This is a genomic window from Algoriphagus kandeliae, assembly GCF_004571135.1.
GTDB lineage: Bacteria > Bacteroidota > Bacteroidia > Cytophagales > Cyclobacteriaceae > Algoriphagus > Algoriphagus kandeliae.
On the sequence record NZ_SPSB01000002.1, the window covers coordinates 723,753 to 735,254 of the forward strand.

Below are 11,502 nucleotides of genomic sequence, written 5' to 3' on the forward strand. Positions count from 1 at the left end.
GTCAGGCTTTAATTAAATACTTTTCAGCCACTTTTCTAAAATCTTCCAGTTCCCGTTCTATCCAATTCTCATCCTTTTGCATTTCCTTGGCCATTAGTTTGGCTACTTTTTCAGCCGAATCCAATGCAGCTTGAGCATCAAGAATCAGCATTCGAATTCGCCTTGATAGAATATCTTCGACTTTGACGGCCATTTCTTCCCGAACAGACCAAACTACTTCAGCCAAAATATTGGGGAAGTCGGGATGAATCCTTTCAGTGAGTTCGGGATGCTCTTTTGACAGTTTTTGAATATAGGCCGCATCTGAACCATAAACCGTCCAATGTCCACCGGGAACTTTATTGGTGTATCCATGAAGTTTCATTTCAAAGGATTCACTCGGAGCCAATAATTCTTTTGTGATTTCTTGATAATGATCCACGGTATCTTCACCCATTTTTCGAAAAGTCGTCCATTTTCCTCCTGTCAGGGTGACCAGATTGCTTTCTGAAATAATGACTTTATGTGAGCGTGAAATTTCCTTGGTTTTTGCCCCTTCCTCCTTTGGACGGGCTAAGGGGCGAAGGCCAGCAAATACAGATTTGACATCTGCCCGAGCGGGAGCTTTTGTCAAGTAGCCATCTGCTGTTTCAAGCACAAAGTCAATTTCCTTTTGAAGAGCTTGAGGTTCCAGTTTGGCTTTTTCGCGGAGCGTATCTGTGGTCCCTACAACTAGTTTTCCATGCCATGGCACGGCGAAGAGAACTCTTCCATCTTTTGTTTTTGGAATTAGTAATGCATCTTTTCCACCTAAAAAATCCAAATCCATCACTAGATGAATTCCTTGGCTCGGTTGGATCATTTTTTCCGCATTGGGGTTATCCATTTGGAGAATTTTGTCGGCAAAAACTCCCGTTGCATTGACAATCATTTTGGCTTTAAGCGTGTATTTTGTTTTGTCCAGTTCATCCCGAACTTTTAAACCAACGAGTTTGCCGTTTTCATCTTTAATCAAGCCACGAACTGAGGCATAATTGAGGATGCAAGCCCCAGCATCATCTGCTGTCATTGCAATTGCCAAGGCTAGCCGAGCATCGTCAAATTGTCCGTCGTAATAGACCACTCCTCCTAATAATCCTTTGGATTTGATTCCGGGTAGTCTATTGAGCGTTTCATCTTTAGAGATAAATTGACTTTTTCCGATTCGAAGTTTTCCAGCCATCCAATCGTAGACTTTAAGTCCTGCGCTATATTGAATGCGGTCAAACCAGGAATAAATGGGGATAATAAATGGCTGATTGGAGGTTAGATGTGGGGCGTTTTGTAAAAGTTTCCCTCTTTCCTTTAAGGCTTCCAATACCAGCCCAATGTCTCCTTGGGCCAAATACCGTACCCCACCGTGAACCAATTTGGTACTACGGCTCGAAGTTCCTTTTGCGAAATCCGCCTTCTCTAAAAGTACTACGGAAAGTCCCCGAGAAATTGCATCCAAGGCTACTCCCAATCCTGAAGAACCTCCACCTATTACAGCGATATCCCAGGTTTTTGTGGAGTCAGCTAGTTGCTTTATATTTTCTTCTCTTTTCATTATTTTTCAAAAGTAGAAACAAAAGAAACAAAAAGAAATAATAAAAAAGTAAGATGTAAATATTTTCTTTGCGTTTTCTTTCTTTTTATAATTTAGTGAAAAATTCAATTCAAATGACACTGGCGGAGCGACATCGTTATATTTTGGATCAATTGGAGAAGACGGGACTGGTGACTGTCTCTGACTTGTCCAAAGCACTGAATGTGACCATGGTGACTGTGCGGAAGGATCTCAAGTTGCTTGAAAAAAAGGGCTTGCTCTATCGCTCCCATGGCAGTGCTACCTCTGTCTCACCCTATGTATCGGATCGCTCGGTGCAGGTAAAGAAGCTGGAGCAAGTAGAGGAAAAGAGTCGAATTGCTCAAAAGGCTTTGGATTATTTGGAGCCGCATGAGGCGATTATCATCGGCTCGGGTACGACGGTCGGTGCCTTTGCGCAGGCAATACCGAGGAACTATCCACTGACGGTCTTGACGGCTGCGATGAATGTAGTCTTAGCACTAATTGATACGGCGGAGCTCGAATTGGTACAGCTTGGCGGTGTGGTAAGGAAGAGTAGTGGTTCGGCAGTGGGTCATTTTGCCGAAGAGATGTTAAAGAGTTTTGCTTGTAATAAATTATATCTCAGTGTAGATGGAATCAGTCTCGAGCATGGCTTGACTACCTCCAACATGATGGAGGCGCACTTGAATGCGGAAATGATTCGCTCGGTGCAGAAGACAATCATTCTGGCTGACAGCCACAAGTTTGGCCGAAAAGGCTTTGGGAAAATCTGTGATCTTGAGGATATCGATGTCATCATCACGGATGCGGGCATTCCTGAAATCTATAGAGAAAAGCTGGAGGGAAAAGGGATAGAGGTGGTGGTTGTTTAAAAATAAATTAAAAAATAAATGAAATAATTTTGAAGTTTTAAAAAAAAGAATAGTTTTAAATAGATATAGATTTTAAACTGGTTTTTTCTTATTCGCAGCTATCGACCAAGCTGTGATTTGGTCTTTTTATATCAATTTTATAACTATGAAATTTATTAAAATTTTAACTTTATTTCTAGGCTTTAGCCTATTTGGAATCTCAAATTCTTATGCGTTTTTATGGACTCCTCAGGAAAGAGATTGTACTGCAACTTTAACTTATACCATTGAAATAGCAGGGGTTGAAGTTGAATTCACAGAAACATGGGAGGGTACAAAACAAGTCTGCAAGGATGGAAATAGTTTTTGTTGGGCTTCAGATTGTGCTTAAATTATGAACTATAAATTTGTGTTAAGTATGCTCATTTTGAGCATACTTTCCTTTATTATTGGTTGTAAGAATTCAGATCATTTAGATGAAGAAAGAGCTAATTCGAAGTTTGATTGGGTTGAATCCAGCAATATTTCGTCTGATGAATTAAAGATTTTGGATCAAGGCAATAATGTCTTCATCGATCGAAGTGGAATAGATCAGACTATTCATTTGTCTGAGTTGATTTCTGAATTTCATTACTTACAGCTTAAAAATGATCAAGGACATTTATTGGGTGATATCGATAAAATATTATTCACTGACTCCTTGATTTTTGTGATGGATCAATACATTACTAATACTCTTCAAGTTTTTGAAAGAAGTACAGGGAATGAGGTAGCCTACCTTGAAAAGTCCGGAGAAGGTCCAAGGGAGTTTTTAGAGATTTATGATTTTGATATAGATCGAGACAAAAACCAGCTTTTACTATTCGATGGGAAACTTTCCAAAATATTGGTTTTTGATTTTAGTGGTAAATTTATAAAGGAGTTCAAAATTCCAAGAAGAGCTCAGAATTTTAGAAAGACTTCTTCTGATGAATATATTTTTTACACTGCAAACCTTCCAAATGATCATCTTGAAGGGGGTAGTAGGTGCGGATATTTTGTATTAAATTCTGATTTTGAAGTTAAATCTTGTTTCAGTATTGATGAAGAACTCGAAGAATATGGAAATTATTTTTCAAGAGATTATTTTTCTTCTGACGGTCATAACATCTATTTATTCCCGCGATTCGGGAATGATTTCTTCAGAATCAATAACCAAGAAAAGGAATTGATTCAATTGGTTTCTCTGAAGATTAAAGGTGGAATTGAAAAGCAGGATTTTGTTGGAGATGGTATTTCATTTGTTAGTGATAGGAAAACAGATAAGAAGTTCTTTTCACATGGAGGGAGTTTTATTACTAACAAAATTTATGGTTTAGAATTTCAAAGGTTTGGAGGAAACTCCTTCCATTATTTTGAAAGAATAAATTCCAAGGAGCAATTTTATGGGACTAAATTTGACTTTGATATTCCAGGAATGCCGTTTTTTTCTTTTCCTATTTCTTCCTATGAAAATGAAGCAATTTCTGTAATTAAACTCCAACCACTGAGGAATTTTGGAATTGATAATTTTAAGGAGTCTTTGAAAAAATTAAATATGTTGACTGATCAATTTGCTGAATTCTTGGATAGCATTGAAGATTTCGATCAACCTGCAGTTATGATAATGGAATTCAGATAGTTAAGAAAAAAAAGAGGATAGAGTTTGTGTTGGTTTAATACTCTTTATATAACTTTCTCACCACCAAACTCCCGCTTTTTTCTAAGCTGACCTCGTAAATAAAGTCATATTCGATATCTTCTAAATCTTCGAATTTTTCTCCATCACCCACAAAATAATTTGCTAATTGACTAACTGTATTGCTGTGACCTACAACTAGAATATTTCCTTCTAAGCTCCGTAGCTGCTCTACAAGCGCATCTTGATTTCTAGGATCGTAGGATTGGATACTTAATCCAAATTGCTCAGCAGTTGGTTGGGCTGTTTGACGGGTTCTCTTATAGTCAGAGCTGAAAATGTGTTTGATTTCTTGATCCTCAAGAATCTGTGCAAGCTTTTTTGCCCGAACCTGTCCCACTTGCGCCAAATCAGGATCAGGATTATCCACGAGTTGCTTCTCGGCATGCCGCACGATGAAGACTGTTTTGGGGGAATTTTGGGAGGTGCAGGAAAAGAAAATTAAGACAAGAATGAAAAGGGTGAGTAGATTTTTCATGGTTTTAAAAGATATGCTTTACAAAATAAGCCTTCGGCAAAGAAATACCTCACTTCGTTCGGTTAGAAAAGCCTTCGGCAAGATATAGCCTCGTTCCTCGTCTGAAATATGGCTTCGCCGAAATATGCTTCGCGAAATATAATGGAAATAGGCCTTCGGCGAAATATGTTCGGCTGCGCCTTACGAAATATACCTCATTTTGTTCGTGCCTGCCTGCCGTGGCAGGACATATACTTCGCTACGCTTTGTAAGATACAGCCTCGTTCCTTACCTGAGATATGGCTTTGAAGAAATACGCTTCGCGAAATAATCATTGAGGAATCGTCACTGCGACGACGAAGGAGGAAGCCCGCCTCCCGTAGGGCAGGCAGTCTCAAATGCATGAAATACAACTTCGTAGAAATATTTCGCCCGACAAAGAAGGGCTTATTTCAATTGTATTTCTACCGTATTTCAATTTCCTTCTTTCCTACTTGTCGGGAGATTTAATTACCCTGAGAAGGAATTATCAATATGCTGATCCTTGGCCTTTACGGCTTCAAATTCATAAAACTGCTCCCAAAACTCAGTTTCAGGAAGGGCAGCTCGTAGATATAGTTTTTCCTTTTTGATCGGGTGAACAAACACCAAATGAAATGCATGGAGATTGATGCTCGCATCCGGGTTAGGCTTGGGGAAACCATACTTCAAATCTCCCCGAATCGGACAACCCATAGAAGCCAATTGTACACGAATCTGATGAGGGCGACCGGAAACAGGACGGACTTCGAGTAGCCAATGATCATTAAGTTTGCCAAGCGTTTTGTAGTTGAGTTCGGCTTTTTGCGAACCAGGAACTTCCCGCTCATGGGCAGTCACAATATTTTTTTTCTCATCCTTGGTCAGCCAATGGGTTAGTTTGCCTGCTTCTTCCCTTGGACGTTTTTTCACTACAGCCCAATAAACTTTGTGAATATCCCGCTTTCGGAAGAGCTCCATCATACGTTCCAAACCCTTGCTGGTACGTGCAAAAACCACCAATCCGCTCACAGGTCTATCCAATCGGTGCACAGGATGCAAAAAGACTGCTCCTGGCTTGTTGTATTTTTCGGCAATGTACTCCTTGCAGTAATCGGTGAGTGTCTTGTCTCCGGTTTTGTCACCTTGAACGAGAATTCCCGCAGCCTTATTGACTACAAGTAAGTGATTGTCTTCGTAAACGACGTTGAATGGCTTCTTTTTCATAGATGCCACAAAGGTAGGCAATTTGTCATTAGTTAGGGCTAGCCTAGCTTTTCTCTTGCCTTTTTAGTTTAATCAGCTTATACTAGCGTTTTAATAGATTGAATTATGAAGTTATCCCAATTTGCTTTAGTCTTTTTGATTATTTTTTCTTGCACTCCTTTTGAAAAAGAGGCGAATAAGAATGAAGCTGATTCCAAAACCATTTCTTTAATAGCTGAAGATTCTACGGTCGTCAGAGATGTTCTTGCATCTACTTTTATATTTCAGGATGGAGATCAGGAACATTTGATTTTCCGTGATGCTCCGGCGTCGACCATCTATATTTTTGATCGAAAGAGTGGAGACCTAGTATATAAATGGACCAAAACAGGGGATGTGCCGGGAGCCTTTTCCATGGCAGTAAGTAATTTGAATATTTCGGAATCCGGCGAAATAGTAATGGTTGATCCCAATAGTGGCTTACTGGTTTTTGGTAAAGATGGGCAATTAATCAAAAGAGCAAATCCAGTAGCGAATCAGTGGAGTTTTGGTGGCGCATTTAATCTTTTTAGAGTCAATGAACTGGTGACAATAAAGGGTGAAAGATATTTACTCTATTCCTTGGACAAGCTGGAGGCGGAACAAGAATATACAGCCGAGTATCTAAAAAACCGGAAAAATCTAGTTTTGACTAACTTGGAAACGGGTGAACATCGTTTGATTTTGCCTTTTCCTGAGGGTTCAAAGTTTTTGAATGGAAAGGTTTATCCTTTTGAGGATTTCAGACCTCGATTTCTCGTTGATGAAATTGAGAATAAGCTTATTGTGATTTTTCAAAATGAGCCCATTCTATACACCTATTCCTGGAATGAAGGAGCTCCTGAATTGCTTTCCAGTATTAGGATTGATTTGCCGGGGTTTGAGGAAAATGAGGGTTGGGAGCCTGGATCAATTCAAATGGCCCAAATTACCGATCAGGAGAATGAACCCTTCCCAGCTCGAATTCAGGGTTTGGAAGCCGTTGAGAATGGTTTCTTGCTTAGCTATAGTACGAAACCAACAGACTTAGATAACTATAATCGCTACAAAAGCAAGGAACGAACAAAGGAAGGCTTAAACCAAATCTTCGAGGAAACTCGTCGGAAAACCGTTTTTGTAGATTTAGATGGGAAAGTTTTTCCAGTTGATTTTCCAGATATGCATTACGAAAGTTTCCAAATCATTGATGGAAAAATTCACTGGATGAAAAAGCCTATCCCCGGGGAAGAGGCAGAAGAGTTTACCGTCTATTGGGGAGAGCTTCGGGCCGATTGATTTAATCCAGCTTTTTCGCAATATCTTTCATAATCGATTCGGCGTGCACGATAGAGTTTTCGATAAAAAACTCCCGGGTATTTAATCCTCCGCAGACGACTCCGGCGAGATATACTCCCGGTACATTGGATTCCTGATTGGCTTGATCGTAGCAGGGTTGGCGCTTTTCATCGAGGGATAATTCCACTCCTAATTGATCCAAAAGAGCAAAATTGGGTTTGTATCCTGTCATTGCTAACACAAAGTCATTTTCAATGGTGACTTCACCATCAGGGGTGGAGATCACTACTTCATGCTCTCGAATCTCCTTGACTTTGGATCGGGTGAATGCTTTGATGGAGCCTTCTTTGATTCGGTTCATGATATCGGGCCGAACCCAATATTTCACATTTTCATCCACTTCATCGCCGAGTAATACCATGCTGACTTCGGCTCCTTTTCTCCAGCATTCCAAAGCTGCATCCACCGCAGAATTGGCTCCGCCTACAACTAGTACTTTTTGAGCTACGAATGGCCAAGGTTCTTTGTAATAGTGCATGACTTTGGGAAGTTCTTCACCGGGTACATTCATCAAGTTCGGTAAATCGTAGAAGCCGGTTGCCAATACGATTTTGCGTGTGTGATAAACTGCCTTTGAAGTAGTGATTTTAAAAAATCCATCTTCCTTCTCTAAGGTTTGTACAGCCTCATATAGGTTGACTTTGAGCTTGAAGTGAAAATAAATCCGTCTGTAATACTCCAAGGCCTCCGTTCGGGTAGGCTTATTACCAATGGACATAAATGGGATTCCAGCCATCTCCAGTCGATCCGATGTGGAGAAAAAAGTCATGTTGACGGGATAATTGTAGATGGAATTGGTCAGGGCTCCCTTTTCGAGAATCAGGTAGTCTAGGCCATTTTTCTGTGCTTCGACTCCACAAGCCAAGCCAATTGGTCCTCCTCCTACAATGATAACGTCAAATAGGTGATTCATAAAAGTTTGATGTTTAATTAGGTTTGAAGAAGCGCTTTTGTATCTGTAAAATTAGCATAATCCCATTGAAAGCGACGTTCTTGGATTTCAATCTGTCCTTTTTGGTTTTGAATGACTGCGCTAGAAGAAACGGTTCCGTAATTTCCTTCCGTTCGAATTAATTGAGCCGAAAGTGCTCTTTCTAGGCTTTGCGGTGCTCCCGTATCCGGGAGTTTTTCGATAGGGTAGGTTTCCGTTGATTTGAGGATTTGGAGCAAATTGCCATGTTCGATTTTTTCATTTATCGCTTCCTCTAACTGTCTTTTTGCTAATTCTACTTTTGGCCAAGGGTCATTGATTAAACCATTGCTGAGTCCATGGATTCCCGGTTCTATTTCCTTGATTTCTTTACCATAGTTACTCAAGTAAAAAAGCGAATTCCCATCTGAAACCAATAGATTAAACCCTTCGTAGCGGTCTTGATCTTTTTGGATTTCTCTAAGGTAATCTTCGGGAGAAATGCTGTTTTCTAGAAAGTCCTGAACTAGTTTTCCGCGGCTGATTTGACCCTGACCCATGTTTCGGAAATCCCGATAATTCGTCAAAAGAGACCATCTACCATTCGGATGAAAACCCATCCAAGTTCCGCCACTTCGTAGATCTTTTCCCGCTAAAATTCCACTTTCCCATTGATGAAGGGGAGCAGTTGGCCGATCGAAAAACTCATCTCGATTAGCAGAAATGATTAGAGGGAAATTAGAATGTTGTTTCCAGGAAAAAGCTACGAGGCACATGATTTTTAAATCTAATGCTTCAACCAGCATGAGCTGTAGCAGGTTCAAAAAAAAGACCGCTTTTATGGAAAAGCGGTCTAAAAAAAATGGGAAAAGGAAAATTAGAATGTCACTGTGACTTCGTTGGAGCAGGTAGAGGTTCCTCCTTCACAAATTTTATAAGTCATGCTGCCTCCGCCCTTATTTGATGTTTGATCAGTAAAACTTGAACCAGAAACATTTGAAGCAATGATGCTTCCGTCACGATAGATATCCACTGAGCCGGTATTGCCCGACCAGGTAAGCTCTGCTCCCCATCTGCCCTTTACTTTGAATCCTTGGGCCGAAAGATTAATGCCAGTAGGATCACTAGGGTCTCCTCCACCATCTCCAGGATCTCCTCCTCCACCGTTATCAGGTGTACCTAAGGTATAAACCAAGTTATTATTAACACTTAAAGAATTTGAAACAACTGATTTTGCTGCGGTTGCTGATAAGTAATCATAGACTTCTTGTGCAGAAGCGCTAGGATTAGATTCTAAATATAAGGCTGCAGCACCTGCTACGTGGGGAGATGCCATCGAGGTTCCGCTTAGCCTTGCTGTTGCAGTGCTACTAGTATACCATGCGGCAGTTATAGAAGAGCCTGGCGCAAAAATATCAACACAATCTCCGTAATTAGAGAAAGAAGATCGACTATCACTGCTTGTCGTTGCTCCAACCGTGTAGGCATTTGGAGCGCTTGCTGGGGAAGAGTTGCAGGCATTAGTATTATCATTTCCAGCTGCTACAACTGTAGGAATACCAGCATTATACATTCTATTGACAGCATTATTAATAGTACTACTTGCTCCACCTCCCAGAGACATATTTGCTACAGAAGGTCCTGAAGCATTAGCTGCTACCCAATCCATACCAGCTATAACACCACTCCATGTACCACTGCCGTTACATCCCAAAACTCGAACAGCAACCAAGGATACATTTTTGGCTACTCCATGAAGAGTGCCTCCTACAGTTCCCGCGACATGGGTGCCATGGCCATTACAATCTTCAGAATTTCCGCCAAAGGCATCAAATCCCTGCAAAGCTCTTCCTCCAAATTCAGCATGGTCTGTACGAATTCCTGTATCAATGATATAGGCTGTAACACCTTGTCCAGTCGAATTATAAGTATAAGTACCATCCAGCGGAAGGGAAGCCTGATCAATCCGGTCGATTCCCCAAGTAGCATTAGATTGCGTAGTGGTGGTATATACATAGCCGTCTGGCTCTACATAACTCACTGAAGGGTCATTCTCCAGGTCTGAAAGTTGGGTCGGAGTTAATTCTGCCGAAAAGCCTGGAAGAAGATTTCCATACACGCGTTCGATTTTTTCCTCTTGGATATTGTGTCGAGCAGCGATGGTATTGGCAACTACGCGCATGCCAGCCTGAACAGATTCATAATCATCAGTTCTTCTGAATCGGACCGTTTGATCATTGAGGACCACAATGTATTTTCCGGGAATAAATTCCGGCTCACCTGTTTGTGCAACTTCGTCTAGGGCAGTAAGTTGAACTTCCTGTTCTATTTCAGAGCAGGCACCTATGATCAAAATCAAACCCAAAAGGAATCCACCACTGGGTTTTAGATATGATTTGATTGATGAAAACATAGCTTGATTTATTGATGGTTATGGGACTAAATAGCAAAAAATATTTTGAAAATAACAATCACTAAAACATAAAATTTTGTTTAAGACCTATATATCAAAATCAAACAGAATTTTATCCCGAAAAAATAGTATTTTGTGTTTTGAAACTTGTATTTGAAATAAATAAATGGGAGAAAAAAAATTTATAATTATCACCGGTGCTGCCAGCGGTATAGGTTTAAATCTCGCTCAAACCCTTGAAGAACAGGGGGAAAGATTGGTATTGGTTGACTTTAACAAGGAAGCGCTTTTTGGGAATTTTAAACCTTCGGACCGAGTGAAATTGGTGGTAGGTGATGTATCTCAAAAGGAAGTCTGGCAGCAAGTGATTGAAATCTCTCAGAACGAATCCAGTTCTATTACTCACCTGATAAATAGTGCGGGAGTGATTCGCCCTGGGTTTGTAACTGATTTTGAGATTTCGGATATCGATTTTCATCTTAATGTCAATACGAAAGGGAGTATTTTGGGTACTACTTTGATTGGACGATTAATGAAAAAGCAAGGCTTCGGACATATTATCAATATTTCTTCCCTGGCAGGCTTGGCTCCTGTTTCGGGTTTGAGTCTTTACACTGCATCAAAGTTTGCAATACGTGGTTTTTCTTTGGCGGTAGCTGCTGAATTGAAAAAATTTGGAGTCCATGTATCGGTAGTTTGCCCTGATTTAGTTAATACCCCTATGCTAGATTTACAATTGGACTATCCCGAAGAAGCAGTTTTGACTTTTAGTGGTCCTAAAAAGGTTCTCCAGCCTGAAGATCTTACACAGTCAATCCTCAACTTGATGAAGAAACCAAGACTATTGGTCTGTATTCCAGAGAATCGGGGGCTGCTAGCAAAAATTGCCGGGGCTTGGCCTTCTTTGGCAGAGGTTTTTAGAAAAGGACTGGAGAAAAAAGGAAAAGAGACTATCAAGAGATTAAAATAAATCCCTGATATCTCGT

Annotated in this window: 11 protein-coding genes; 5 read left to right on the forward strand and 6 right to left on the reverse strand. The window is 40.4% G+C overall.

The window, feature by feature from the left end; genetic code table 11:
* Window position 1 precedes the first annotated feature (1 nt).
* The gene (locus tag E4S40_RS07730) at window positions 2–1,567 is read right to left on the reverse strand and encodes a glycerol-3-phosphate dehydrogenase/oxidase (RefSeq protein ID WP_135072765.1); all 1,566 of its coding nucleotides are present in this window, start codon (window positions 1,565–1,567) and stop codon (window positions 2–4) included.
* A 113-nt stretch (window positions 1,568–1,680) separates the two neighbouring features.
* On the opposite strand from E4S40_RS07730, the gene E4S40_RS07735 reads away from it, so the two are divergent.
* The 3 genes from E4S40_RS07735 (at window position 1,681) to E4S40_RS07745 (ending at window position 4,081) form a co-directional block, all read left to right on the forward strand.
* Window positions 1,681–2,442: a DeoR/GlpR family DNA-binding transcription regulator gene (locus E4S40_RS07735; RefSeq protein WP_135072766.1), complete on the forward strand. Its 762-nt coding sequence runs from the start codon at window positions 1,681–1,683 to the stop codon at window positions 2,440–2,442.
* Between the two features lie 145 nt (window positions 2,443–2,587).
* Window positions 2,588–2,812, forward strand: a complete 225-nt coding sequence (locus E4S40_RS07740; protein WP_135072767.1) for a hypothetical protein — start codon at window positions 2,588–2,590, stop codon at window positions 2,810–2,812.
* Window positions 2,813–2,815: 3 nt separating this feature from the next.
* Window positions 2,816–4,081 (forward strand): 6-bladed beta-propeller, encoded by a 1,266-nt coding sequence (locus tag E4S40_RS07745; RefSeq protein WP_135072768.1) that lies wholly within the window; start codon window positions 2,816–2,818, stop codon window positions 4,079–4,081.
* A gap of 34 nt (window positions 4,082–4,115) precedes the next feature.
* Here E4S40_RS07745 and E4S40_RS07750 read toward each other — a convergent pair whose 3' ends face one another.
* Both E4S40_RS07750 and E4S40_RS07755 read right to left on the reverse strand, forming a co-directional pair.
* The gene (locus E4S40_RS07750; RefSeq protein WP_135072769.1) at window positions 4,116–4,616 is read right to left on the reverse strand and encodes a SixA phosphatase family protein; all 501 of its coding nucleotides are present in this window, start codon (window positions 4,614–4,616) and stop codon (window positions 4,116–4,118) included.
* 489 nt (window positions 4,617–5,105) lie between these two features.
* The gene (locus E4S40_RS07755) at window positions 5,106–5,840 is read right to left on the reverse strand and encodes an RluA family pseudouridine synthase (protein ID WP_135072770.1); all 735 of its coding nucleotides are present in this window, start codon (window positions 5,838–5,840) and stop codon (window positions 5,106–5,108) included.
* A 105-nt stretch (window positions 5,841–5,945) separates the two neighbouring features.
* Here E4S40_RS07755 and E4S40_RS07760 point away from each other — a divergent pair, with 105 nt between their 5' ends.
* Window positions 5,946–7,133: a DUF4221 family protein gene (locus tag E4S40_RS07760; RefSeq protein WP_135072771.1), complete on the forward strand. Its 1,188-nt coding sequence runs from the start codon at window positions 5,946–5,948 to the stop codon at window positions 7,131–7,133.
* A 1-nt stretch (window position 7,134) separates the two neighbouring features.
* Here E4S40_RS07760 and E4S40_RS07765 read toward each other — a convergent pair whose 3' ends face one another.
* From E4S40_RS07765 to E4S40_RS07775, 3 genes are all read right to left on the reverse strand, one after another.
* Window positions 7,135–8,106, reverse strand: a complete 972-nt coding sequence (locus tag E4S40_RS07765) for a YpdA family putative bacillithiol disulfide reductase (protein WP_135072772.1) — start codon at window positions 8,104–8,106, stop codon at window positions 7,135–7,137.
* A 17-nt stretch (window positions 8,107–8,123) separates the two neighbouring features.
* Window positions 8,124–8,879 (reverse strand): NRDE family protein, encoded by a 756-nt coding sequence (locus E4S40_RS07770; RefSeq protein ID WP_135073099.1) that lies wholly within the window; start codon window positions 8,877–8,879, stop codon window positions 8,124–8,126.
* A gap of 101 nt (window positions 8,880–8,980) precedes the next feature.
* A complete protein-coding gene (locus E4S40_RS07775) occupies window positions 8,981–10,516 on the reverse strand; it encodes a S8 family peptidase (protein ID WP_135072773.1) in 1,536 nt (511 codons plus the stop codon).
* A gap of 166 nt (window positions 10,517–10,682) precedes the next feature.
* Between E4S40_RS07775 and E4S40_RS07780 the strand changes: the two genes are divergently transcribed.
* Window positions 10,683–11,486: an SDR family NAD(P)-dependent oxidoreductase gene (locus E4S40_RS07780; protein WP_135072774.1), complete on the forward strand. Its 804-nt coding sequence runs from the start codon at window positions 10,683–10,685 to the stop codon at window positions 11,484–11,486.
* Window positions 11,487–11,502: the final 16 nt, after the last annotated feature.